This is a genomic window from Paenibacillus sp. FSL P4-0113, assembly GCF_038009305.1.
GTDB lineage: Bacteria > Bacillota > Bacilli > Paenibacillales > Paenibacillaceae > Paenibacillus > Paenibacillus polymyxa_D.
In genome coordinates this window covers 2,175,001-2,199,380 of the sequence record NZ_JBBPAZ010000001.1, presented here as the reverse complement: position 1 = coordinate 2,199,380, position 24,380 = coordinate 2,175,001, and the positions used below count along the sequence as shown (strand labels likewise).

Annotated in this window: 25 protein-coding genes and 1 other annotated feature; all 25 genes read left to right on the top strand. The window is 46.3% G+C overall.

The window, feature by feature from the left end:
• Positions 1-273 precede the first annotated feature (273 nt).
• The 25 genes from MKX46_RS09130 (at position 274) to ilvE (ending at position 24,324) form a co-directional block, all read left to right on the top strand.
• Positions 274-2,940: a valine--tRNA ligase gene (locus MKX46_RS09130; RefSeq protein ID WP_029518416.1), complete on the top strand. Its 2,667-nt coding sequence runs from the start codon at positions 274-276 to the stop codon at positions 2,938-2,940.
• A gap of 36 nt (positions 2,941-2,976) precedes the next feature.
• On the top strand, positions 2,977-4,353 hold the full coding sequence (locus tag MKX46_RS09125) for a bifunctional folylpolyglutamate synthase/dihydrofolate synthase (RefSeq protein WP_069011266.1): 1,377 nt from the start codon (positions 2,977-2,979) through the stop codon (positions 4,351-4,353).
• Between the two features lie 6 nt (positions 4,354-4,359).
• The gene (murC, locus tag MKX46_RS09120; protein WP_013311605.1) at positions 4,360-5,739 is read left to right on the top strand and encodes a UDP-N-acetylmuramate--L-alanine ligase; all 1,380 of its coding nucleotides are present in this window, start codon (positions 4,360-4,362) and stop codon (positions 5,737-5,739) included.
• Between the two features lie 166 nt (positions 5,740-5,905).
• Positions 5,906-7,126 (top strand): SPOR domain-containing protein, encoded by a 1,221-nt coding sequence (locus MKX46_RS09115; protein WP_069011267.1) that lies wholly within the window; start codon positions 5,906-5,908, stop codon positions 7,124-7,126.
• 121 nt (positions 7,127-7,247) lie between these two features.
• On the top strand, positions 7,248-7,490 hold the full coding sequence (locus MKX46_RS09110) for a DUF4321 domain-containing protein (RefSeq protein ID WP_023989955.1): 243 nt from the start codon (positions 7,248-7,250) through the stop codon (positions 7,488-7,490).
• A 22-nt stretch (positions 7,491-7,512) separates the two neighbouring features.
• The gene (locus MKX46_RS09105; RefSeq protein ID WP_039272577.1) at positions 7,513-8,121 is read left to right on the top strand and encodes a Maf family protein; all 609 of its coding nucleotides are present in this window, start codon (positions 7,513-7,515) and stop codon (positions 8,119-8,121) included.
• Between the two features lie 13 nt (positions 8,122-8,134).
• Positions 8,135-8,827 carry a RadC family protein gene (radC, locus tag MKX46_RS09100; protein WP_341071171.1) on the top strand — a complete coding sequence of 231 codons (693 nt, stop codon included), beginning with the start codon at positions 8,135-8,137 and terminating at the stop codon, positions 8,825-8,827.
• A gap of 105 nt (positions 8,828-8,932) precedes the next feature.
• Positions 8,933-9,967: a rod shape-determining protein gene (locus MKX46_RS09095; RefSeq protein ID WP_013311600.1), complete on the top strand. Its 1,035-nt coding sequence runs from the start codon at positions 8,933-8,935 to the stop codon at positions 9,965-9,967.
• Between the two features lie 55 nt (positions 9,968-10,022).
• Entirely contained in the window at positions 10,023-10,844 is an 822-nt protein-coding gene (mreC, locus tag MKX46_RS09090) for a rod shape-determining protein MreC (RefSeq protein WP_029518420.1), read from the top strand.
• Positions 10,844-11,374 carry a rod shape-determining protein MreD gene (gene mreD / locus MKX46_RS09085; RefSeq protein WP_029518421.1) on the top strand — a complete coding sequence of 177 codons (531 nt, stop codon included), beginning with the start codon at positions 10,844-10,846 and terminating at the stop codon, positions 11,372-11,374. The genes mreC and mreD overlap by 1 nt, the downstream gene beginning before the upstream one ends.
• A gap of 82 nt (positions 11,375-11,456) precedes the next feature.
• On the top strand, positions 11,457-12,119 hold the full coding sequence (locus MKX46_RS09080; RefSeq protein ID WP_029518422.1) for a septum site-determining protein MinC: 663 nt from the start codon (positions 11,457-11,459) through the stop codon (positions 12,117-12,119).
• A 3-nt stretch (positions 12,120-12,122) separates the two neighbouring features.
• Complete coding sequence (minD, locus tag MKX46_RS09075) at positions 12,123-12,920, top strand: septum site-determining protein MinD (RefSeq protein WP_013311596.1); 798 nt, start codon at positions 12,123-12,125, stop codon at positions 12,918-12,920.
• Positions 12,921-13,262: 342 nt separating this feature from the next.
• On the top strand, positions 13,263-14,108 hold the full coding sequence (locus tag MKX46_RS09070) for a M23 family metallopeptidase (protein WP_341071170.1): 846 nt from the start codon (positions 13,263-13,265) through the stop codon (positions 14,106-14,108).
• Positions 14,101-14,979: a M50 family metallopeptidase gene (locus tag MKX46_RS09065; protein WP_029518424.1), complete on the top strand. Its 879-nt coding sequence runs from the start codon at positions 14,101-14,103 to the stop codon at positions 14,977-14,979. The genes MKX46_RS09070 and MKX46_RS09065 overlap by 8 nt, the downstream gene beginning before the upstream one ends.
• A 47-nt stretch (positions 14,980-15,026) precedes the next feature.
• Entirely contained in the window at positions 15,027-16,211 is a 1,185-nt protein-coding gene (locus MKX46_RS09060; protein WP_341071169.1) for an Rne/Rng family ribonuclease, read from the top strand.
• Between the two features lie 98 nt (positions 16,212-16,309).
• Positions 16,310-16,397 (top strand) — a sequence feature (ribosomal protein L21 leader region).
• Positions 16,398-16,410: 13 nt separating this feature from the next.
• On the top strand, positions 16,411-16,722 hold the full coding sequence (rplU, locus tag MKX46_RS09055) for a 50S ribosomal protein L21 (RefSeq protein ID WP_013311592.1): 312 nt from the start codon (positions 16,411-16,413) through the stop codon (positions 16,720-16,722).
• Between the two features lie 13 nt (positions 16,723-16,735).
• Positions 16,736-17,074, top strand: a complete 339-nt coding sequence (locus tag MKX46_RS09050) for a ribosomal-processing cysteine protease Prp (protein ID WP_013311591.1) — start codon at positions 16,736-16,738, stop codon at positions 17,072-17,074.
• Between the two features lie 5 nt (positions 17,075-17,079).
• The gene (rpmA, locus tag MKX46_RS09045; RefSeq protein WP_039272574.1) at positions 17,080-17,397 is read left to right on the top strand and encodes a 50S ribosomal protein L27; all 318 of its coding nucleotides are present in this window, start codon (positions 17,080-17,082) and stop codon (positions 17,395-17,397) included.
• Positions 17,398-17,543: 146 nt separating this feature from the next.
• The gene (locus MKX46_RS09040) at positions 17,544-18,281 is read left to right on the top strand and encodes a Spo0B domain-containing protein (protein ID WP_029518427.1); all 738 of its coding nucleotides are present in this window, start codon (positions 17,544-17,546) and stop codon (positions 18,279-18,281) included.
• A 13-nt stretch (positions 18,282-18,294) separates the two neighbouring features.
• Positions 18,295-19,605, top strand: coding sequence for a GTPase ObgE (gene obgE, locus MKX46_RS09035; RefSeq protein ID WP_029518428.1), 1,311 nt, complete (start codon positions 18,295-18,297; stop codon positions 19,603-19,605).
• A gap of 157 nt (positions 19,606-19,762) precedes the next feature.
• The gene (locus MKX46_RS09030) at positions 19,763-20,200 is read left to right on the top strand and encodes an ACT domain-containing protein (protein WP_013311587.1); all 438 of its coding nucleotides are present in this window, start codon (positions 19,763-19,765) and stop codon (positions 20,198-20,200) included.
• A gap of 43 nt (positions 20,201-20,243) precedes the next feature.
• Entirely contained in the window at positions 20,244-21,530 is a 1,287-nt protein-coding gene (locus tag MKX46_RS09025; protein ID WP_029518429.1) for a homoserine dehydrogenase, read from the top strand.
• 27 nt (positions 21,531-21,557) lie between these two features.
• Entirely contained in the window at positions 21,558-22,526 is a 969-nt protein-coding gene (gene thrB / locus MKX46_RS09020) for a homoserine kinase (RefSeq protein WP_165148813.1), read from the top strand.
• On the top strand, positions 22,523-23,422 hold the full coding sequence (gene pheA / locus MKX46_RS09015) for a prephenate dehydratase (RefSeq protein ID WP_029518431.1): 900 nt from the start codon (positions 22,523-22,525) through the stop codon (positions 23,420-23,422). Before thrB ends, pheA begins: the two co-directional genes overlap by 4 nt.
• 17 nt (positions 23,423-23,439) lie before the next feature.
• On the top strand, positions 23,440-24,324 hold the full coding sequence (gene ilvE / locus MKX46_RS09010) for a branched-chain-amino-acid transaminase (RefSeq protein WP_165148833.1): 885 nt from the start codon (positions 23,440-23,442) through the stop codon (positions 24,322-24,324).
• Positions 24,325-24,380: the final 56 nt, after the last annotated feature.

Here is a 24,380-nt window from a genome sequence, read left to right as displayed (position 1 = left end):
GGTTCCGCAGGAAGCTACTGGCCGAAGTCACCCGGGAGTCGCCTGTTTGAACGGTTCCTCATTTAATTCCTACGGAAGATAAGAGGTTCACGGTAGAATAAGGCCGGTCCGCAACCGTTATCTGCATAAAGTGTCACACCATGTGTAATGGATCAGTGGATACATACACTAGGGGTGAAACAAAGGTGGTACCGCGAGAGAACAGCCTTTCGTCCTTTGAGGATGAAGGGCTTTTTTTATTTGCCAATTGAAAAATCATGGAGGTATCCTGATATGTCAGAACAAGACAACAAGACAACCTTGGAAATGCCAACAACGTACGATCCAAAATCAGCAGAACAAAAATGGTACAAAACGTGGATGGAGAAGGGCTATTTCCGCGCTGGGCAACATCCAGAGGCAGAGCCTTTTACAATCGTTATTCCACCACCGAATGTTACAGGTATGTTGCATATTGGACATGCTCTTGACTTTACTTTGCAGGATATTATTATTCGCGCCAAGCGGATGCAGGGCTATGATGCCTTGTGGCTGCCAGGGGCAGACCATGCGGGTATTGCTACCCAAACAAAGGTAGAGCAAAAGCTGCGTGAAGAAGGCCTGACACGTTATGATTTGGGCCGTGAGAAGTTTTTGGAGAAAGTGTGGGAGTGGAAGGATCTTTATCTAGATAATATCCATAACCAATGGGAAAAGATGGGCTTTTCTCTCGATTATTCTCGTGAGCGTTTTACGCTGGATGAGGGACTGTCCCAAGCGGTACGCGAGGTATTCGTTAAACTGTACAAGAAGGGTCTGATTTATCGCGGTAAACGCATCATAAACTGGGACCCTGCTGCACGTACTGCATTATCGGACATTGAGGTGGAATACAAAGAGGTGAACGGAAATCTGTATCACCTGCAATATCCACTGAAAGACGGTAGCGGATTTATTACGGTAGCCACTACACGTCCTGAAACGATGCTGGGCGATACAGCTGTAGCTGTACACCCGGAAGATGAACGCTACAAGCAAATGATCGGCAAAACGCTTGTGCTCCCAATCATCGGACGGGAAATTCCGGTCATTGCGGATGATTATGTTGATAAAGATTTCGGTAGCGGCGCGGTTAAAATTACACCGGCTCACGACCCGAATGACTTTGAAATGGGACAACGTCACCAGCTGCCACAAATTACGGTGATGGACGAAACGGGAACGATGAATGCCGAAGCAGGCAAATATCAAGGCCTTGATCGCAGCGATTGCCGTAAGCAAATCGTCGCTGATCTGAAAGAGCAGGGCGTACTGATTCGTATTGAAGAGCACGTACATCAAGTAGGCCACAGCGAGCGTACAGGTGTAGTTGTAGAACCTTATCTGTCCACACAATGGTTTGTGGAAATGAAGCCTCTGGCAGCTAAAGCCATTGAAGTGCAGAAGGCTGGCAACGGGGTAAACTTTGTACCGGATCGCTTTGAACGTACTTATCTGCATTGGATTGAAAATGTGCGTGACTGGTGTATTTCCCGTCAATTGTGGTGGGGACACCGTATTCCGGCTTGGTACGATGAGGATACCGGAGAAGTTATTGTATCGGCGGAGGACCCTACAACTTTGCCTGAGTATGCTGGCAGAAAGCTAAAACAGGATGAGGATGTGCTGGATACTTGGTTCAGCTCGGCTTTGTGGCCGTTTTCGACACTGGGCTGGCCTGAGCAGACAGAGGACCTCAAACGCTACTATCCGACTAATGTCTTGGTTACAGGCTATGACATTATTTATTTCTGGGTATCGCGTATGATTTTTACAGCACTCGAGTTTACGGAAGAGATTCCGTTCAAGGACGTACTTATGCACGGGTTGGTTCGTGATGCGGACGGTAGAAAAATGTCCAAATCCCTCGGCAACGGTGTTGATCCGCTCGACGTGATTGACCAATATGGTACCGATGCCATGCGTTATATGATTTCCACCAGTAGCACGCCTGGGCAAGACCTTCGTTTCCGCTGGGAGCGGGTGGAGCAGGCCCGCAACTTTGCCAATAAAATCTGGAATGCGTCACGCTTTGCGCTGATGAATCTGGAAGGCGTCACTTCGGCAGATATAGACATTACTGGTGACCTGAGCACCGCTGATCGTTGGATTCTGCATCGTCTAAACGAAACTTCACGCGACATCACGCGTCTAATAGATGCTTATGAATTTGGCGAGACAGGCCGCCTTCTGTATAACTTTATTTGGGATGATTTGTGCGACTGGTACATTGAGTTTGCGAAGCTTTCCCTATATGGCGACAACGCAGATGCGAAAAAGAAAACGCAGTCCGTACTTGCATATGTATTGGACCGGACGCTGCGCATGATTCATCCGTTCATGCCGTTTATCTCTGAGGAAATATGGCAGCATCTTCCACATGAGGGAGAAACGATTACACTGGCCGCTTGGCCTGTTTATGATCCGGCTTTTGAGGATAAGGATGCAGTTGCAGAAATGAATTTGCTGATCGACGTAATTCGCGCTGTGCGCAATATCCGTGCTGAAGTCAATGTGCCGATGAGTAAAAAAATTGAGTTGCTCATAAAACCCGGCGATCAAGCCGTTCTCGATATCATTAACCGCAATGGGGAATATGTGCGTAGATTCTGTAATACGTCTGAATTCGACGCGGGATTAGAGTTCACCGTTCCAGATAAAGCGATGACATCTATAGTTAGCGGCGCAGAGTTGTACCTGCCGCTGGCCGGACTGCTTGATATTGCCCAGGAAATTAGCAGACTGGAAAAAGAACTTCAGCATTTGAACAGTGAAGTGGAGCGCGTGGAGAAAAAGTTATCTAACCAAGGCTTTGTGGCGAAGGCACCAGCTAAAGTCATCGAGGAAGAGAAGGCCAAGCAAGCCGATTACTCAGATAAGCGCGCTAAAGTTATCGCACGTATTGAAGAACTCAAGGGATAATTTCACTCACAATAAAATGACCTGAAGGTGAAGAGGATGTCAGATACGATCAGGGGCGGAGATACGGCTCCTTTACAAAGCTATGATGAGGCAGTGGAATGGATTAACGGCTTGATTCCGTTTGGTATCAGACCTGGACTGGAACGAATTGAACAACTAATGAGTAAATTGGGTGATCCGCAACGACATCTGAAATTTGTGCATATTGCGGGAACCAACGGTAAAGGCTCGACTTGTGCCTTTCTGACCTCTGTGCTACTTAAATGTGGGTACAATGTCGGGACTTTTACGTCTCCGTACATCACCCGATTTACGAACCGCTTTCAATTCAATGGGACCGATATTCCCGATGAAACGCTGGTTTTGCTTGCCAATCGCTTGTATCCGTTGGTGAAAGAAATCGCAGATAGTGAATTGGGATCACCTACAATGTTTGAGGTATCGACAGCGTTGGCTATTTTATACTATGCTACGGTATCTTTCCCAGATGTTGTGGTATGGGAGACAGGTCTTGGGGGAAGGATGGATGTAACTAATATCGTGAATCCAATCCTCTCGGTTATTACAAATGTCGGCTATGACCATACGGATATTTTGGGAGATACGCTCGAACAGATTGCAAGGGAAAAAGCCGGTATCATCAAACCGGGTGTACCTGTCGTCAGTTGTGTTTCCCAACCCGAGGCTATTCAGGTCATACGTGAAACGGCGACAAAGCAAGGAGCTACCTTGTACCTGGCAGGAGAACAATTTACGTATGAACGGCTAAACGGAGATGAAACAGCTCAAACCTTTTCATTCGCGGGGCCCTTCCGACATATGGAAATTGACATCACGTTGTTAGGCGAGCACCAATGTTCTAATGCGGCAGGAGCTATGATGGCACTTGAGGTCCTACGTCAGTATATGGCTTTTGTGTTGGATGATGCAGAACTGCTGGAGGGCTTTAGGCAAACTGCCTGGGCAGGGCGTCTCGAACAAGTCAGTACATCACCGAGAATTGTTCTTGACGGGGCTCATAATCCAGAAGGAGCACAGACGCTGGCCAAGAGTCTTCCTCAAGTGTATTCGTACAAAAAATTGGTTTTAATGATGGGGATGCTGTCAAACAAGCATCATGAAGCATACTTGCAGCATATACTGCCACTAGTGGATACGCTTATCCTGACCGAGCCCGATTTTCGGCGCAAAATGAATGCCGCTGAATTGGCTCATCTCGTGGAGAAGCTGCGGCCGTCTTATGCCAAAACGGATTTAAAAATAATTGTAGAAGGTGACTGGAAAAAGGCTCTTGGCCTGTTTCAATCACATACGGAAGCGGAAGATCTGGGGGTGGTGTCCGGCACGCTGTACCTTATTGCGGATGTACGGGCTACCCTTATGTATCAAACCGATTCGGAAAAAGGTTGGTGAAATTTGTTGATTACTTCGGAACATGTTCATTTTATCGGTATCGGCGGCTACGGGATGAGCGCGATTGCTCGAGTCATGCTGGAGATGGGTTATACCGTGACTGGCTCAGATGTGGCATCACAGGAGCTGACAGAAAAACTGGCGGCAAAAGGCGCAAAAATATATATTGGACACACGCCTGAGCATATTGCAGGCGCGGATATCGTCGTCTATTCAACAGCATTGTCACGTGACAATGTGGAGCGGGTGGCAGCGGAGGAATTGAATATTCCAACTCTGCACCGTTCGCAGATGCTGGCTCGCTTGCTTAACGAACGTAAGGGAATAGCTGTTGCGGGTGCGCACGGTAAAACGACAACCTCTTCCATGATCGCTCTGGTTATGGAGAGATGTAACGTTGATCCAACGTATATTATTGGCGGCGAAATCACGAATTTGGGGACGAATGCCAAAGCAGGTAAAAGCGAGTTTGTCGTTGCTGAGGCGGATGAGAGTGATGGTTCTTTCCTGCAATATCATCCTTGGCAAGGCATCGTAACCAATATTGAAGCAGATCATTTGGAAAATTACGATGGCGACTTTAATCGTCTGAAAAGTGCTTATGTACAGTTTTTGAGTCAAATTCGACCGGATGGAGCGGCTATTGTATGCGCAGATGATCAGAACATCCGGGAAATGCTGCCTCAACTCCAGACTCGGGTCATTACTTATGGAGTGGAGCATGAAGCGGATTATATGGCGACAGATATCCAATTAGGTGACCGTCGATTAAGCTTCACTATGAGCCGTAAGGGAACAGCACTCGGAACAATCGAACTATCAGTGCCGGGTAAACATAACATGTATAATGCGATGGCGACTGTAATTTCATGTTTGGAAGCAGGGATTCCATTCGATCAAATCGCTGCTACAATTGTGGAATTTCACGGAGCGAAGCGTCGGTTTCAAGTACTAGGTGAAAGCAATGACATACTGATTATTGATGACTATGCGCATCACCCAACAGAGATTGAGGCTACGATTAGCGCAGCGAGAGCGACTGGCAAGCGTATTATTGCTGTATTCCAGCCGCAACGCTATAGCCGCACCTTTTTCCTGCTCGATGCGTTCAGCCGCGCGTTTAGCGAGGCTAGTGAAGTCATCATTACCGATATTTATTCACCAGCGGGAGAAAAACAGATTGAAGGCGTGCATTCTTCCAAGCTCGTGGATTTAATCGTCCAAAACAGCAATGCTAATGCAATCTATTTGCCGACCAAAGAAGCTGTGATCGAGGAGTTGAAAGATCGATTACAGCCGGGTGATCTTGTGCTGACGATGGGAGCAGGAGATATCTGGAAAGCAGGTGACGCGTTAGCGCGCCATCTTCGCGGACAGCAAGTGTAAACCGTATAAAAATGAGCTGTTGCGCCAATGAATTACAATTATTCAAGGGTATTCCGAACACGACTGTGTTTCGGGATACCCTTTTTTGTAATGCTGGGGCATATATTCTTAGCTTGACTCATACAACAGACTATGAGGAAGTATGGGACAAGGAGGGAGTGCATCCATGAACAAGACCAAGATGACATTCCGGTTCGACCAACAGTTGCCGGAGACAAGCCGGGAGGATAAGCTACAGGTGCTTCCGTACAAAAACGAGTCGATTACGAACGAACAGCGTGAAACTGATAACCCGCATAAAGGAACGGAACGGAACAGAGGAATGGAGAAAAATACTGCAACTACACAAGAATCAAAGATCAATGAGCCTGAGGATCGGAATAAACGCATTTCAAGTCGGCGTTTTGCTCCGACATTAAGAGTACAAGAGGGATGGGATGACCCCTTTGGTCGTTCGGCGGCTTCCTGGTCAGATGCGGAAGTTCTACCGGATAGCCTGGAAGAGGATGAGGAAGCTTATCATTCTGGCCAAGAGTACAGAAGACGTCCGCCCAACCCTTCTAGATGGAAACTGGTTGGCTCTGTAGCCAGCGCACTGGTGACCGGAGGCATGTTTGGATATATTATGTTGTTACTGTTTAACGGAGGAGGCATGGTTCCGGGATCAGATCCTTCAGTAGAGGAGGCTGTACCGGTCTTTAAAGAATCTGTTGGTGTGGATGCAATATCTGCAAAAGAGAATTCTGTCCCTGTCACTGTCATAGAGGCTCAGGTACCACCTCAAACCTACTATTTGTTGCAATATGGGGTTTTCAGCACCCCAGAACGGGCCTTACAAGCAAAAGAAGAACTATTAAAGGCAGGTATTGCAGCAGGAGGGGATACCGAGGACCAAAACCGGGTATATGCAGGAATATCACCGGATAGGGAGCAAGCCAAGTTGCTCAGCAATCAGTTGAAAACACAAGGAGTCGAATTGTATGTTCGTGAGCTTGAATTGCCTGGATTTGAAAAAGCGGCTTACGGAGGCGAAGGTGATAAACTCACTAGCTTTTTTCAGTTAAGTAGCTCATTGGTGGGTAAGTTGAGCGGACTTTCCTCAAACTTGCTCGGAGAAGGAGGTCCGAATACGGTGCCAGCCTCCGACATGAAGGAGCTGAACGACCTGCATCAGCAGTGGACACAAAATATCACTGTACTTCCCAGTGGTCTTCCGAAGGAAGCGGTTGCCTCCGCAACCTCACTTGAAAAGGCGATGAACAGCGCGATCTCTGCACTTGGGGAATATAATAAGAATACAGCCAAGGAACACATTTGGGAGATTCAGTCCTCCATGATGGAATATGTTTTGCGTGAGAGGGAATTTATCCAATTCATAAAACAATAGGCTAACCATATTTTCCGGCAAGGAACTGGAAATAGTTCCCCATGCCGGATTTCTGTTTGTATTGCAGTACAAATCACCGTATAATAATGAAGGTGTCAAAAAATGGCGAGGGAAGATCAGGATGAAAAAAAATGTAGGAATGCTTATACTGTTTTTGTTGCTCGGTTGGCTCTTGGGTGCATGGATTGCCAAAGCCCTTCAATCGATCAAATTCCTTTCTTTTCTGACCCACCCCACTAGGATATCTTGGTCGCCGAGAGCGGACCTGGATATTATCAGCTACAACATAACAATAAATTTTGAATTGAGCCTGCTTAGTCTGATCGGCATCATTGCCGCGTTCTGGCTGTACCGCAGGCTCTAACTGATGAAAAGGAGCTTCCCTTATGGACGGGAAAATTACGCCCCGCATTATTTTGGCATCGACTTCACCAAGAAGGAAGGAATTGCTCGCATTTTTGAGACTCCCCTTTGAGGTGGTGCCAAGTCATGCGGATGAGAGCACGCCTGAGAGCTGGACGCCTCAGCAAATCGTGGAGACCCTTGCGGCACGCAAAGCCCAAGCGGTCGTGAACACCGTCACTCAGTCGAAGGAAGCCGGACTGGTGATTGGCAGTGATACCATTGTCGTGCTGGATGGTTCGGTATTGGGCAAGCCAGCCGACCATGCGGACGCAGTTCGCATGCTGACTGCATTGCAGGGAAGGACACACCGCGTGTACACCGGGGTAGCCTGCATACATACCGGAACCGGCGAAGTGCTTGTCAGACATCGCCAAACGGAGGTTACAATGAAGCCTCTGAGTCAAGAGCAAATTGTGGCATACGTGAATACTGGTGAACCGTCTGACAAGGCAGGAGCGTATGGCATTCAAGGCATGGGTGCTACGCTGGTGGAATCTATTCAGGGTTGTTATTTTAACGTCGTAGGATTGCCGCTTTCCTTGCTGTCGGACATGCTGTCCGATTTTGGAGTGAATGTGTTGCGTCCATAAAGGGGATAAACATATGCTGGAGTCGCCAATACTGATGCTTCGCGACCTCCCCCATGAAGAACGACCAAGAGAGCGCATGATGACATATGGGGCGGATGCCTTAAGCAACGCGGAGTTGCTGGCAATATTGCTGCGTACAGGAACGCAAAATGAGTCTTCGGTGCATTTAGCGCAGCGTATTTTGCAGCAGGCAGGAAATTTGCGTCAACTGGTGGATATGAGCTTGAGCGAGTTGACCCAGATTAAGGGCATTGGGGATGCTAAAGCGATACAGCTAAAAGCGGGTATCGAACTGGGGCGTCGACTAGCTTTGTCTCGCCATTTGGAGACCCCGGTGATTAGTTGCCCGCGGGATGTGGCAGATCTGCTGTTTGAGCAGCTTCGTTATTTGCAGAAAGAGCATTTTGTATGCTTGTTCCTTAACACTAAAAATCATGTCATTGCTCAGGAAACACTATCTATGGGTAGCCTGAATTCTGCCATCGTGCATCCACGCGAAGTATTTTGGGCAGCAATCAAATGCAGCAGTGCTTCAATAATTTGCGCTCATAACCATCCGAGCGGTGATCCGAAGCCAAGCCCGGAAGATGTCCAGTTGACTCGCCGCCTGATGGAAGCGGGCAACATCGTGGGTATCGACGTGCTTGATCATATAGTGATCGGGGACGGGACCTTTGTAAGTTTGAAGGAACAAGGTCTGATATAATATAATATTTAAATCAAACATTTAAACACGACCGGATAATCCGGCCTGAATAAACCGCTTATACATGGATAACAGATTTCAGGGAAGAGAAAAGGAGATTACATCATGCTGGGTGGCTTTACAAAAGATTTGGGAATAGACTTGGGGACGGCAAACACGCTTGTATACGTTAGAGGTAAAGGAATTGTGGTTCGTGAACCATCTGTAGTCGCTTTGCGTACAGATACAAAAACCATTGAGGCTGTTGGTGAATCTGCGAAAAAAATGATCGGTCGCACACCGGGAAATATTCGTGCGATTCGTCCGATGAAGGACGGTGTCATTGCTGATTTTGATACGACAGCAACGATGATCAAATATTTTATCCGTCAGGCGCAAGCCCAACGCTCTTTGTTTCCACGCCATCCGAACGTGATGGTTTGTGTGCCTTCGGGCATTACTGCGGTGGAGCAGCGTGCCGTTGAAGATGCGACGAAGCAAGCAGGCGCAAGAGAGGCATATACGATAGAAGAGCCGTTTGCAGCAGCAATTGGCGCTGATCTTCCTGTATGGGAGCCTACAGGCAGTATGGTTGTCGATATCGGTGGAGGTACAACCGAGGTGGCAGTCATTTCCCTGGGTGGGATTGTAACAAGCCGCTCCGTGCGTGTCGCTGGCGATGAAATGGACGAGTCCATCATCCAATACGTGAAGCGCCAATACAATCTGATGATTGGTGAACGGACTTCAGAGCAACTGAAAATGGAAGTGGGTTCAGCTATGCCATTAGAGCAAGTGGAAACCTCGGAAATCCGCGGACGTGATCTGGTAACAGGTTTGCCGAAGACGATCACGATTACTTCTGATGAAATTAGTGAAGCATTATCGGATACAGTCAATGCAATCGTGGATGCGGTTAAAGTAACACTGGAAAAATGCCCTCCCGAATTGGCAGCGGATATCATGGATAGAGGTATTGTACTTACTGGCGGTGGAGCACTTCTACGTAACCTGGACAAGCTGTTGGCAGGTGAAACCGGAATGCCGGTGATCGTAGCAGAAAATCCTCTAGATTGTGTGGCAATCGGCACAGGCAGAGCGTTGGAAAATATCCATTTGTTCAAATCGCGCAGCAGTTCTGCCGTCCGTTCCAAACGTTGAATCGGGGGTGTAGGAACTGTTTAAGCTGCTTGGCAATAAAAGACTATTTGTTCTATTGATTGGAATCGTTCTGTTTATTGCCCTTATGGGGATTACACTTGGACAGAGGAATTCCTTAACCTGGCCCGAGAAGTTCGCCAGAGATTCGATTGGCTTTGTGCAAGGTATCTTTTACAGGCCCGCTTCTGCAATAGCGGGCTTCTTTGAAGATATCGGGAATATGCGCAGTATCTACGAAGAAAATGAACGGTTAAAAATTGCTGTGGCAAAGCTGACTCGTGACCAAATTCAGACCCATAATTATGTTGAAACAAATGCCAGACTGCAGAATGAACTGAAGTTCACCCAAACGCAAAAGGCGAAAAATAATTATGATTATCGTGTTGCTCAAGTGAACAGCGTCAGCAATGATTCCAAAACGCTTGTGATCGATATTGGTGAGAAGGACGGAGCGAAGGTTGGTCAGGAAGTCAGTTCGCTTGAAGGATTTGTAGGAGTCATTAGTCAAACGGGGAATTTTACGTCCACCGTTACCCTATTGACTACATTGGATCCTAAAAATCCGAATTCTTATGCTATTGCAGCGACAGTCTTGGGCAAGGAAAATCAATCGTTTGGTATGATTGAAAGCTATGATCCGGGTACGAACAGATTTCAAATGACTCGCATTGAGGAAAAAGATCCAATCGCAAAGGGTGATCAGATTATTACATCTGGCGCAGGTGGTAAATTCCGCAAAAACCTAATGGTTGGAACGGTAGAGAAGATTCAGGTTGGGGAGTTTGGCAAAACACGGACAGCGATTATTAAACCGGCAGCCAGCTTTGTGGATTGGAAAGAACTGCTCATCCTCTACACTCCTGAGGTACCGGAATAATGAAGATGCGCGGTCAGGTTCTAATACTGCTGCTGTTTGTACTGTTTATAGCTGAAGGGACGATTCTTCCATGGCTTCTTCCGGATAGTTGGCATTCAAGAATGGTTCCGAATTTTGTGTATGTCGTGATCTTGTTTGTGTCTGTGTATTACAGCCGTCATACAGCATTGGTGCTAGGTATTGTTTTTGGACTTATTCATGATGTAGTGTTCTATGGGTTTATCATTGGGCCTTATTCTTTTGCAATGGGGTTGTCTGCATACTTATTGGGGCTTGTTTTTACAGCTCGACGTGCGCAGATGCCCATTATGATGGCAGCCGTGTTGATTGGTAGTTTCCTCTTGGATTCTATGCTTTTTGCCATTGACCAGCTGTTCCAGCTGAATCATCAGACTTTCAATTGGGCACTTGCTCAGTATATAATTCCTGATTTATTTATCCATTTTCTGTTCGCCCTCATCATTTATGTCCCAGTTCGCAAGCAGTTGCAGCGTTTGGGTACCCGTGTGAAAAAGGAAGAGGCTGTCTAGGTCTTTTTACACACATTTTGTCCGGGTTAGCAGGGATTTGACGTCCCGGGGACGAAATGATTGAGATAGGAGGGACAGGCTAATGGCGGTGAAATCGAATCATGTCACGATTAAAGGCATCAAAGATGGCCTGGTATTCCTGCTGGACGATCAATGCGAGTTTGAGAATTTGCTGGGTGAGCTGCGTTTTAAGCTGGAGCACAGTCATCAAAATATTTTAACAGGCCCGATCATTCATGTGGATATTAAGCTGGGAAGCCGAGAAGTGACAGAGGAACAGAAGGAAAGTATTCTGGAGATTTTGAAGCAAAAGGGGAATCTGCTCATCAGGTCTGTAGAATCACCTGGACTGCCTGTGGAAGTGCAGGGAAAGCCCCCTATTCACACGGTGACAGGGATTATCCGATCTGGTCAAGTGCTTCATCACAATGGGAACCTACTCTTTTTGGGAGATGTAAACCCGGGTGGAATTATAACATGTACTGGTGATATTTATGTCCTCGGCGCTCTGCGAGGCATGGCGCATGCAGGGATGGAGGGAAATAGTGAAGCGATTATAGCGGCTTCCTATTTTGCACCGACACAGCTGCGAATTTCCGAAATGATCAGCCGTCCACCAGACGAATGGGAGACACGTGAATCCGGTATGGAATTTGCGTATCTCAAGGATGGCGCTATGCAAATAGATAAAATGAGCAATATTGTGCGTCTGGGCCGCGATTTTAACGTGTTCAAAGGGGTGTAGCACATGGGAGAGGCTATCGTCGTCACTTCAGGAAAAGGCGGCGTCGGCAAAACGACGACGTCAGCCAATATAGGAACAGCGCTTGCACTGCTCGGCAAAAAGGTATGTTTGGTGGATACGGATATCGGTTTGCGTAATCTAGACGTTGTGATGGGTCTGGAAAACCGAATTATTTACGACCTTGTTGATGTAGCGGAAGGTCGTTGCCGTTTAAATCAGGCACTGGTTAAGGACAAGCGTTTTGAGGAGCTGTATATGCTGCCAGCCGCTCAAACCAAGGACAAGAGTGCTGTTACGCCGGAGCAGGTTAAGGATATTATTTTGGAGCTTAAAAAGGATTTTGAATATATATTGATCGATTGCCCTGCGGGTATTGAGCAAGGCTTTAAAAATGCCATTGCTGGGGCGGATCAGGCTATTGTTGTGACTACTCCGGAAAATGCAGCCGTACGCGATGCAGACCGGGTAATTGGTTTACTGGAAAGCTCACATGTGATATCACCCAAGTTGGTGGTTAACCGCATTCGCAATAGCATGGTTAAATCCGGAGATATGTTGGATATTGATGGGATTTTACAAGTGCTTAGCATAGACCTTATTGGGATTGTGCCGGATGATGAAATGGTAATTAAAGCAGCTAATACAGGGGAGCCTACCGTTATGAATCCAGATTCACAGGCCGCGATTGCTTACCGTAACATTGCGAGACGGATTTTGGGCGATACAGTGCCCCTCATGCAGCTAGACCAGAAGAAAAGCGTGATGACACGTTTTAAGAAGTTTTTTGGTATGGGTGGATGAGGAAAACCGGAAGTTATGGCTGGTAAATTGCTTCCACACTTCCTAAGTGATTTTCCATTGGTTCTAAAGGTAGGGGCTGTAGTAGTATTCATTTGTAATACTAGACACTTAAATAAGTAATAATCTTATTTAAGTGTTTTTGGTTTGTCTTTTTAAATTCCTATAATACGGCTTCTCGAAATTTAGAGTCACTACATAAATATTATAAATACAAAACAAATCCGGTGCGTTAGCGCCGGTTTTTTTTGATTTTTAGGTACTTATTCCCGAGCGGGACAACATAAGTTGAAGCCCGTCCTCATAAGATGTATCAAACATACCTCGCTGAGGGGGCTGAACAGGATGAATAAAAATTCCGGAATCAAGCAGCGCAGAGAAGAACGTATACAGCAGCTAATCGCGGGAAGCAAAGCGGAGACGTATCCCTCTGGCATATATCAGTACAGGCACGGGGATAAAGATATGAGGTCGATGCCTATAGTCAGTGCCAACTTACCCAGAGACCCAGAAACGGAGTGGAAAAATGAGCGGCAACACTGGCAGCAATCTTTTGGGGCGAATCATGCTCCGTCTTTTTGGACTTCCTTTTGGCGAAGATCAGTCATAGCAACGGTGTTATTTGGAATGGTATGGGGAATGTTTCGTTGGGATATTCCCTATGCAGTGAATTTGAGAATGTTTATTGCGGATGCCTTGAATAAGGATATGGATTTTGCAGCCGTCGGACAATGGTATGAAACTTATTTTGACGGAGCTCCTTCCTTTTTGCCGATTTTTGGCGAGGAGCATGAAACGCACAAGGTAGCCGCAAATCGAAAGGGCTCTCCACCGATCGAAGGCACTATAACACAGCCTTTTGTACTGAGCCTGAAAGGGGTAGAAATTACGCCGAATGTCACTGACAACGGGCCAATCGTTGTTAAAAGTATAGATGCAGGACGAGTATTAGACATATTAAATCATCCCAAAAGCGGGATTTCGGTTACAGTTCGACACACTGGCGGTATCACAGCAACTTACGGAAGGCTTTCCCGCTCTACCTTAAAAGTGAACGACTGGGTTCAGGAGGGAGATGAGATCGGTGTACTGCCAGCAAGTCGCAGCGGCAGCGAGGCGGCAACTTTATTTTTGGCAGTTCAGAGAGGGGATCACTACATTGACCCGTCGGAAGTGGTAGCCCTTGATTAATGTCCGAGGGGTGACCTTATCACTACATCCACTGTTTGTATTGGTTATGCTGACCTCTATAATAACGGGACATTTTATCGAGATCATCACTTTATTTACATTGGTGTTTATTCATGAGCTAGGTCATGCGACAGCTGCTTCGTTGTTAGGCGCGCGGGTGCTTTCCATACAGATGTTACCCTTTGGAGGAGTTGCGGTCATTGAGGATCAGGGGAAGCTCAATGCGTGGAAGGAGATTGTCATTGCGCTAGCGGGGCCCCTGCAAAACGGAATCATGATCATCATCCTTTTATGGTTCAAAAATGTGAGTGGACCGGAGTATGATTATGTAAATTATATAATTCAGGGGAATGCAGTTATTGCACTGTTTAATTTGCTGCCCATTTTACCACTTGATGGTGGGAAAATATTGCAGGCAATGATTAGTTTATCCTTTTCTTATCACCGCACATTAGTGTGGACCTTTAGGGCCAGTATCGTAACGAGTCTGCTATTTTGTATGTATGGTATTTCACCGTTGTTAAGGCAAAATGGGCCTATGCATTTAAATCTGCTGGCGGTAGGGATTTTTTTGCTTTATTCTAATATTGTGGATTATCGGAATATCCCTTACCGTTTTATACGGTTTTTGCTGGGGAGGGACGAGCTTTTTTACCGCGAAATAGCTAAGGGAAGTATTGCCTTACCTATTGTATCCCTGCCAATGAAACATTTGGAGCCTATTTTGCGTCTTTTCAGAAGAGATCGGTATCATATGGTTTATGTTATGAATGAACAGGGACGAATTGTAGCCGTACTGCCGGAGCAACGCCTTATTCGCTCTTATTTTGCGACACGCCCGCCAGATGGTGGAGAACCCAAGCCTAAATAATGTTTTATGAGTAAGAAAGAGGCTGTATCCAGAGAGGTTGAAAAACCATGAAGCAAATGATTGTACAATGCCAGCAGCAGATGACCCAAATGGCGCTGTTGGAAGAGGGACGATTGGTTGAATATGCGGCTGAACTACCGCGAAAACGGGGGATTCTAGGTTCTTTTTTCAAAGCGAGGGTGGTCAATGTGCTACCAGGTATGCAAGCCGCCTTTGTTGACATTGGACAGCGAAAGAATGCCTTTTTGTACGTAGATGACGTACTTCACGCTCATTTGGACAAGCAGCCGGAGGTAAAGCCATCCATTTCTGAAGTGTTAAAGGTGGGGCAGGAAATTGTAGTACAGGTATTAAAAGAGGCAGTTGGTAGCAAAGGAGCCAGGGTCACCACTCATTTTTCACTTCCGGGTCGCTGGATCGTATATATGCCCCGTGCTGATTATGTGGCCGTATCCAAGAAGATCGAACGTGAGGGCGAGCGCACCCGTTTGAAAGCAATGGGAGAGCAGCTACGCACAAGTGAGGAAGGACTCATAATCCGTACCGTTTCGGAGGACATGAGTATAGATGCGATTGAAAATGATCTGAATCAACTACGTAAGCAGTGGGCGGCTATTCAGCGTAAAGCTGGTGAACACTCGGCTCCGTGCGAATTACACCGGGATTTAAGTATTGTTCAGCGATTGATTCGGGATGTGTTTACACCTGAACAGGATGAACTGGTCATTGACAGTGAAGAGCAAGCAAAGGATGCAGAAATCATGCTGCAACAGATTGGTCCTGCGAAAGCTCATGTAAGTATATTTCGTGGTGCAGAAGAAACGATTTTTAAAGCTTATGGCATTCATGAGCAGCTGGAACGCGATTTTGCGCGAAAGGTATGGCTGCAGGGCGGTGGATACATTGTCATTGATCATACAGAGGCATTAACCGTTATTGATGTGAATACGGGAAAGTTTACGGGAGGCAGTAATCTGGAAGAGACGGTGACCCGGACTAACATTGAAGCAGCTAAAGAGATTGCTCGCCTGGTACGTGTTCGTGATATTGGTGGTATCATCATCATTGATTTTATTGACATGGAACAAGAGGAGAACCGTCGGGAAGTATCCTCTGTGCTGGAAGCAAGATTGAAGAAGGATCGGACCAAATCTTATGTTGTCGGTTGGACGCGGTTAGGTTTGCTGGAAATGACCCGCAAAAAAGTGCGTGAAGAAAAGACGCTCGTGTAGAGCGATGCGTAACCCAAAATCATTTTAAAACTAAAGGTTGAATGTGCACAAAGCTTGTGCTACAATCATTTAGTATGTGTGATGCGTAAGATTGGCTGCACATGCTGTAACCGCTCCAATCAGGTACTGAAGTGCAGTATCCTAAGGGAATCTGCCACCTGCAATTAGGCGAGTCTGAGACATAAGGAGGTGCAAGCAAATGTACGCAATTATCGAAACAGGTGGTAAGCAATACAAAGTTCAAGAGGGCGACGTATTGTTCATCGAGAAGTTGGAAGCTAATGATGGTGAAACTGTAACGTTCGATCGTGTTCTGGCAGTGTCCGGCGACAATGGCTTGACAGCAGGTACACCGCTTCTTTCTGGAGCTTCTGTAACAGCTAAAGTTGAGAAGCATGGTCAAGGTCAAAAGGTCATCGTATACAAATACAAACCTAAAAAGAACTACCATGTGAAGCAAGGTCATCGTCAACCGTACACGAAAGTGACGATTGAAAAAATCCAAGCGTAAGAGGGTGCGATAAGTGATTATCGTGCGTATTACACGACTGGAGGATGGCAGCATACAGGGGTTTTCCGTTAAAGGACATGCAAATTTCGCTAAATCTGGCGAGGATATCGTATGTGCTGGCGTTTCGGCGGTAACAGTAGGAACTGTCAATTCGATTGGAGCTCTTACGGACGTTGAGATGGAAACGGAAATGGAAAACGGCTTTTTAAGCGCGTATCTTTCTCCTGAAAGTTATCATGATGCGAACGCACAGGTTCAACTGTTGCTGGAGTCCATGGTGATTATGCTGACAAGCATTGCTGAATCATACGGTAAGTATATTCAAATAGAAAATAATCAAAGAAGGAGGTAGACATCATGTTGAAATTGACATTGGATCTTCAATTATTCGCATCGAAAAAAGGTGTAGGTTCCACAAAAAACGGACGTGACAGTAAATCGAAACGTCTTGGAGTGAAACGTGCTGACGGTCAAGCAGTTACCGGCGGTAGCATCCTGGTTCGTCAACGCGGAACGAAAATTCACCCGGGCACGAACGTGGGCATCGGTAAGGACGACACCCTGTTCGCGAAAGTGGACGGCGTTGTGAAGTTCGAACGTTGGGGCCGTGATCGCAAAAAGGTGAGCATCTACCCGATCGACGTTGCTCCAGTAGCAGCTACTGTAGAAGCTTAATAGCGGCTTAGACACGCTGAAAAGCCTCCGGCACTTTTGTCGGAGGCTTTTTTGCATGATGGTAATGAACTGGAAAGTTAGTCTGTGCTATACTGGATTAAGGTTCTTTAATAATCCATTTAATTATCGCAGAACGGAGAGAAGCCATGTTCCAGCGGATAAGAGCGCCTTATCTGGCGTTGGGTTCCATTCTGATTCCTTTGGTTTTTTCACTGCTCTATCCCGAAGTATTAACGATTATCTTATTAGCAGTATGGTCTGTAGTTGCTGCATGTTTTGGTATGTGGTATACGAATAGACAGGTTGAGTATGAGCGGAAAGCTGCTTTGCGTTCTTTTGAGCGTACAGCGATTGCAATGCTTAACCATCATCGGCATGACTGGATGAATGACTTGCAGGTGCTTTATGGATATATTCGCATGAATAAGCATGATAAATCTGTTGCTTATGTGGAAACAATAAAAGGGCGCGTGGCGGAAGACAGTAAAATATCTAAGTTGGGTATTCCCTCACTGGTGTTTTATTTACAGTCTTTTCGCGTGAACGCCGGTAATTTACAGTTGTCGGTACAGGTTGAGGAGCAGTTAAAGTTAGACGCTGTCATGTCTCCCGAAGACGGCGAGTCGCTTGCCTCGGCCGTCATAGAAACGGTGCGTGCGTATCAATATGGCGGGGGCCGGTCGTCCTGGGGAGAAGTGCGCAGATTGACACTTTATTTCGGTATGGATCAGAATGATGTTATCGTCCGTTTTGAAGGAAGTGACATACCTGCGGATTTGAATATCCTTAAGCGGGTCAGATCCGTACCCGGAAGTGAACGCATTCGAACAGAGAAGCTCCCTACGGGCGAAATGTTTCAAATTCGGATGCAGTGCCAGACATAAGGAAGGTGTAACCATGTTTGTAGATAAAGCGAAGATTTTTGTTAAAGGCGGAGACGGCGGAGACGGATTAATTGCGTTTCGTCGTGAGAAATACGTTCCTGAAGGTGGCCCAGGTGGTGGTGACGGAGGGAACGGTGGAGATGTAATTTTCCGTGTAGATGAGGGTTTGCGTACCTTGATGGATTTTCGGTACCAACGACATTTTAAAGCCCAGCGTGGAGTGAAAGGTCGTAACAAAAGTCAACACGGAGCCAATGCGGAGCACATGATCGTACGTATACCGCCGGGAACGGTCATCATAGATGATGATACTGGTGAAGTAGTAGCAGATATGACACGTCATGGTCAACAAGTCGTCGTAGCTAAAGGAGGACGCGGAGGGCGCGGGAACATCCGTTTTGCTACGCCGAGTAATCCAGCGCCTGAGTTGGCTGAGAACGGTGCAGAGGGACAAGAACGTTATATCACGCTTGAGTTAAAAGTAATGGCTGATGTAGGCTTGGTCGGGTTTCCTAGTGTTGGGAAGTCTACCTTGTTGTCGGTTGTATCTTCCGCAAAACCGAAAATTGGGGCCTACCACTTTACAACGATTACTCCGAATTTGGGTGTTGTGGATGTGGGTGATCATCGTAATTTTGTGATGGCGGATTTGCCTGGTTTAATTGAAGGGGCTCATGAAGGTATTGGGCTGGGACATGAATTTCTGCGGCACATTGAGCGGACGCGTATTATTATCCATGTCGTGGATATGGCGGGCTCCGAAGGACGTGACCCGTTTGAAGATTGGACTAAAATTAACGACGAATTGAAGCAATATAATTCAGCATTGGCTGAGCGTCCGCAAATTGTGGCGGCCAATAAAATGGATATGCCGGAAGCTGAAGAAAACCTGGCTCACTTCAAAGAGCAGATTGCTTCTATACGTCCTGATCTTGAAATCATGCCTATTTCCTCACTGACACGTCAAGGTGTAAAGGAACTGCTCTACCGGGCTGCTGATTTGCTGGATCAAATACCGGACGAGCCGGTTGTTGAGGAAGTAGCAGAAGTTAATGAACGTAAGGTATTTAAGCTGGATACAGCAGAAGACGAAGGCTTTACAATTGTACGTGAAAACGATACATTCGTGGTGCAGAGCCCTAAAATTGAGCGCATGATGAAGCGCATGCAGTTGAACTCGCATGATGCCATTTTGAAATTAGCAAGAACGTTACGCCACATGGGTGTGGATGCTGAGTTACGCAAGCGTGGCGCCAAAGATGGTACATCTGTACGCATTGCTGATTTCGAGTTCGAATTTGTTGAAGGCAGCAGCTACTACTAAATTTCAAATAAAGGTCTAAAACCTGAACGGTTACTGTACTATAGGAAACTCTATAGAAGGCAGTAGCCGTTTTTTGCATTGTTTGCTTGCCGATTTTCATGAGTTTCGATATAATGTCCTCTATACAAAAACATAAGTCTTTGAGGAGAGGACGTTCTTGAAAGAGCGCTATTACTTGGTACGGGAAGATATTTTGCCTGAAGCTATTGTTAAGACCATACAGGTGAAACTGCTGCTGGCTTCAGGAGATGTTAAAACCGTGCATGATGCCGTGGAGCAAGTTGGGCTAAGCCGAAGCGCCTTTTATAAATATAAGGATGGCATACATTTGGTTAACCAGCTGGAGCGTGAGCGAATTGTTAATATCTCTATTGATTTGGAACATCAATCCGGAATGTTGTCCAGGGTACTTGGCAGAGTGGCAGATTTCGGAGGCAATGTGCTGACGATTCAGCAAAGTATTCCACTGCAAGGCAGAGCCAACGTAGTCATCTCGGTAGAAATGTCCAGACTCAGTGAAGAGTTGGGTGTTCTACTGGAGGGCTTGGAAGATATCTCTGGAGTCAAACGTGTTCGCCTGATTGGGCAAGGTTAAGGCAATACAGTTCATTAGATAAAAGTTATCAGGAGGGGAATGGATGAAACCGGTCAAAGTAGGATTGTTAGGTTTGGGGACGGTAGGAACGGGGGTCGTTCGAATCGTAGAAGGCAATCAGGAAGACTTGAGCAGACAAGTCGGTTCACCGATCATCATTGAAAAAATAGCTGTAAAAAACATAGAAAAATATCGTTCCATTGAAGTGGAGACGAGCAAACTTACTGAGGACCCATGGGAAGTTATTCGGGACCCTGAAATTGATGTAATTATCGAAGTCATGGGCGGCGTTGATCAGACGAAGGAGTACATTCTTGAAGCGCTGGAGCGGGGTAAACACATCGTAACGGCAAATAAGGACTTAATGGCTTTGCACGGTTCTGAAGTATTAGCAAAGGCGCAGGAAAAGCAGTGTGATATTTTTTATGAAGCGAGTGTAGCGGGTGGTATCCCGATCATTCGTACACTAATTGAAGGTTTCTCCTCCGACCGCATTACCCGCATTATGGGGATTGTGAACGGTACGACAAACTTTATTTTAACCAAAATGAGTCAGGAAGGGGCCTCGTACGAGGAAGTTCTCAAGGAAGCACAGGAGCTTGGGTATGCTGAATCCGATCCGACCTCAGATGTGGAAGGACTGGATGCAGCCCGTAAAATGGCAATTCTCGGCACGCTGGGTTTCCGCTCTAATGTAGAGCTCAAGGATGTAAGTGTCAGCGGCATTTCAAAGGTAACCAGTGAAGATATTGCTTTTGCTAAAAAACTAGGATATGAAATGAAATTGCTAGGCATTGCAGAGCGCCAGGGTGATGAATTTACGATTAACGTTCAGCCGACCATGGTACGCAAGCAACATCCATTGGCTTCGGTGAACGGGGTATTCAACGCGGTGTATGTGCATGGTGAAGCAGTGGGTGAAACCATGTTTTATGGTGCGGGTGCAGGTGAAATGCCGACGGCAACATCAGTTGTAGCCGATTTAGTTGCTGTAGTGAAAAATCTCAAACTTGGTGTCAATGGGCTTAAAGCTATCGTTCCTTACAACCCTAAAAAAATTAGTAACGACGAAGATGTGTATTTCAAAAACTTCGTGCTTCTGCATGTGGATGATAAAGCAGGGGTGTTGGCACGGATTACGCAAGTATTTGCTGAATTTGATGTCAGTCTGGCATCTGTTGTGCAGCAACCGAATGAGGTTAACCCCGATGCTGAAATTATTATCGTGACTCATTTAGCCAGTAAAGCAAGTATGAAAAAGGTTTTGGAGCATTTTGAAACTTTGGACGTCATCCGTCGCATCAAGAGCGTATATCGAGTAGAGGGATAGTCAATAAAAGCAGGAGGAATTGTCTGTATGACCGTTTTAAAAACAGCAAGAGTGCGTGTGCCCGCGAGTACGGCCAACTTGGGTCCGGGCTTTGATACATTGGGCATGGCGTTGTCCTTATATGCATGGATTGAAATGAAGGAGGCCGAACAGACGGCTTTTCATTTATACGGAGATGAAATGAATGGTGTTCCCCAAGATAAAACTAATCTGATTTTCAAGGTAGCACAAATGGTTTTTCGGGAAGCGGGTGTATCAGTTCCTGAGCTCGATATTTCGATGTACTCAGATATTCCACTCACTCGTGGTTTGGGCAGCAGTGCTTCCGCCATTGTGGGCGCCTTGGTCGCTGCAAATACGTTGATTGGCTCGCCTCTGCCGGATTCCAAGTTGTTCGATATGGCAAGCGCCATTGAAAAACATCCGGATAATGTTGGAGCTTCTCTGTTTGGCGGTATTATTACAGCGATGTGGGACGGTGAGCGTGCTAGGCATTTACGACTTGAACCGGATACCAATCTGGAGGTTATGGTAGTTATTCCAGATTTTCAGCTGTCCACGTCGAAAGCCAGAGAGGTTCTACCCGCACAAGTATCATTGAAGGATGCTGTATATAATATAAGTCATGCTTCCATGTTGGTAGCAGCATTGGCATCAGGGCGAACCGACTTAATCGCTGAAGCGATGCGTGATCAGCTTCATCAGCCTTACCGCGCGGCACTTGTGCCAGGTATGACAGAGATCTTGCAGGATGCGCACCATTATGGTGCTTTGGGTGTGGCTCTAAGTGGGGCTGGACCAACGTTGCTGGCATTGACAGATCGGCGGGAAAATCGGAAAGCAGAGCTGGAGCAGTATTTAACGGATACCATGAACAAAGAGGGGATCACTGCTTCTGTTTTAAAATTGCGCCCTGAGAATGAAGGAGTTAAAGTATATACAGAAGGGAATACTCTCCCTTTTATGGATATGATTAAAGGGGAACTTACGATATGAAACGAATTGCACTTCTTCCTGAGGGGACTGTTTCTCATGAAGCGATTAAGTATTTGTTAGGAGATACGTCCCATGAATTACTTTTTTACAAACATATCGCGGACGTATTTCAGGCAGTAGACAAGGGTCAGGCAGACTATAGTGTAATTCCCATTGAAAATACGATTGATGGCTCTGTAAGTTTGCATATGGATTGGCTTGTACATGAAGTAGACATTCAAATGCAGGCGGAATGGGTATATCCTTCAATTCAAAATCTTATTGGTCATCGCAGTGAATTTACGAAGGATTTGGACAAGCTAGATTTGAGCAAAGTGGTCAAAATTATGTCTCATCCTGTGGCGCTTCCCCAGTGTAAAGAATTCATACAGGCTTCCGCTCCTCAGGCCGAGTTGGAGAGTGCAGGAAGTACGGCGGAAGCCGTCGAAATTGTTAAACATAACCCCGGTAAAGGCTGGACCGCTCTCGGAACCAAGCTTGCGGCTGCCAAACACGGATTGGATATTTTGGCCAGCAAAGTGACGGATCACGATAACAACTTTACCCGCTTTGTCTTGATCGGTCATCAACCTATAAGTCTCCCGGGTACGCCTGAAGGTCAGCGAACCAGTATTTTGGTCACGCCGCCGCAGGATTTCCCGGGAGCGCTGCATCAGGTTTTATCCGCATTTGCATGGCGCAGGTTAAATCTGTCCCGTATTGAATCGCGTCCAACCAAAAAGCAATTGGGGAATTATTATTTTTACATTGAAGTTTTGGAATCTCTGCATTCCGTGCTACTTCCGGCAGCCTTTGCAGAGATCGAGGCTTTGGGGTGCCATGTACGTGTTCTTGGCTCTTATCCAAGCTACAAGTATGTTGAAGCAGCGATCGAACCTATTTTAAAGGAACATTAATCGGAGGTGTGATTTTAATGGCAGAACAATGGATCTATCTGGATGGGCAGCATGTGACTAAGGAAAACGCAAAGGTTTCCGTATATGATCATGGATTCTTGTACGGAGACGGTATATTTGAAGGCATTCGTATTTATAACGGGAATATTTTTAAATGTAAGGAGCACTTGGAGCGCCTGTATGATTCTGCGAAATCCATTCAATTAAACATTCCGTTGTCTTCTGATGAAATGTTGGAAGCAATGGCTGAAACGATTCGTCTTAACGAAATGCGTAACGGATATATCCGTCTAGTTGTATCCCGAGGTGCAGGAAATCTAGGTTTAGACCCTCTTCGTTGTGCGAAGGCGAGTGTCATCATTATCGTGGAGCAGCTCGCCATTTACCCAGAAGAAGCTTACTTGACTGGCCTGAAGACAATTTCTGTCTCTCAGCGTCGCAACATCCCGGATGCTTTGAATCCGAAGATTAAATCATTGAACTATCTCAACAATATCCTCGTGAAGATCCAGTCTAACTATGCTGGTGTAGGTGAGGCTATTATGCTCAATTCCCAAGGATATGTGACGGAAGGCTCTGCAGACAACATTTTCATTGTCAAAAACGGAGTGTTGTATACACCTCCTTGCTATTTGGGAGCGCTTGAAGGAATTACTCGTAATGCTATTATCGATTTGTGTGCTAAGCTTGGGTACTCCCTTAAGGAACAACCTTTTACACTGCATGATGTATATGTTGCGGACGAGGTGTTTTTTACAGGAACTGCGGCAGAAGTTATTGCAGCTTATGAGGTGGATGGTCGTACGATCGGCTCCGGCGTTGCTGGCCCAGTGACTTTGGAGCTCCTGACTGAATTCCGGAAGATCGTGGATCAGGATGGCTACAAAGTGTGGCAGGACTAAAATAAAACCGAATCCTTTTAACTGAATGCTCGCGAGAGTATTTAGTTAAAAGGATT

Bases quoted from the DNA above. Each gene is read 5' to 3' on its own strand.
- MKX46_RS09130 (WP_029518416.1), top strand. From the start codon at position 274: ATGTCAGAACAAGACAACAAGACAACCTTGGAAATGCCAACAACGTAC.
- MKX46_RS09125 (WP_069011266.1), top strand. From the start codon at position 2,977: ATGTCAGATACGATCAGGGGCGGAGATACGGCTCCTTTACAAAGCTAT.
- MKX46_RS09115 (WP_069011267.1), top strand. From the start codon at position 5,906: ATGAACAAGACCAAGATGACATTCCGGTTCGACCAACAGTTGCCGGAG.
- MKX46_RS09110 (WP_023989955.1), top strand. From the start codon at position 7,248: ATGAAAAAAAATGTAGGAATGCTTATACTGTTTTTGTTGCTCGGTTGG.
- MKX46_RS09105 (WP_039272577.1), top strand. From the start codon at position 7,513: ATGGACGGGAAAATTACGCCCCGCATTATTTTGGCATCGACTTCACCA.
- radC (WP_341071171.1), top strand. From the start codon at position 8,135: ATGCTGGAGTCGCCAATACTGATGCTTCGCGACCTCCCCCATGAAGAA.
- MKX46_RS09095 (WP_013311600.1), top strand. From the start codon at position 8,933: ATGCTGGGTGGCTTTACAAAAGATTTGGGAATAGACTTGGGGACGGCA.
- mreD (WP_029518421.1), top strand. From the start codon at position 10,844: ATGAAGATGCGCGGTCAGGTTCTAATACTGCTGCTGTTTGTACTGTTT.
- MKX46_RS09080 (WP_029518422.1), top strand. From the start codon at position 11,457: ATGGCGGTGAAATCGAATCATGTCACGATTAAAGGCATCAAAGATGGC.
- minD (WP_013311596.1), top strand. From the start codon at position 12,123: ATGGGAGAGGCTATCGTCGTCACTTCAGGAAAAGGCGGCGTCGGCAAA.
- MKX46_RS09070 (WP_341071170.1), top strand. From the start codon at position 13,263: ATGAATAAAAATTCCGGAATCAAGCAGCGCAGAGAAGAACGTATACAG.
- MKX46_RS09060 (WP_341071169.1), top strand. From the start codon at position 15,027: ATGAAGCAAATGATTGTACAATGCCAGCAGCAGATGACCCAAATGGCG.
- rplU (WP_013311592.1), top strand. From the start codon at position 16,411: ATGTACGCAATTATCGAAACAGGTGGTAAGCAATACAAAGTTCAAGAG.
- rpmA (WP_039272574.1), top strand. From the start codon at position 17,080: ATGTTGAAATTGACATTGGATCTTCAATTATTCGCATCGAAAAAAGGT.
- MKX46_RS09040 (WP_029518427.1), top strand. From the start codon at position 17,544: ATGTTCCAGCGGATAAGAGCGCCTTATCTGGCGTTGGGTTCCATTCTG.
- obgE (WP_029518428.1), top strand. From the start codon at position 18,295: ATGTTTGTAGATAAAGCGAAGATTTTTGTTAAAGGCGGAGACGGCGGA.
- MKX46_RS09025 (WP_029518429.1), top strand. From the start codon at position 20,244: ATGAAACCGGTCAAAGTAGGATTGTTAGGTTTGGGGACGGTAGGAACG.
- thrB (WP_165148813.1), top strand. From the start codon at position 21,558: ATGACCGTTTTAAAAACAGCAAGAGTGCGTGTGCCCGCGAGTACGGCC.
- pheA (WP_029518431.1), top strand. From the start codon at position 22,523: ATGAAACGAATTGCACTTCTTCCTGAGGGGACTGTTTCTCATGAAGCG.
- ilvE (WP_165148833.1), top strand. From the start codon at position 23,440: ATGGCAGAACAATGGATCTATCTGGATGGGCAGCATGTGACTAAGGAA.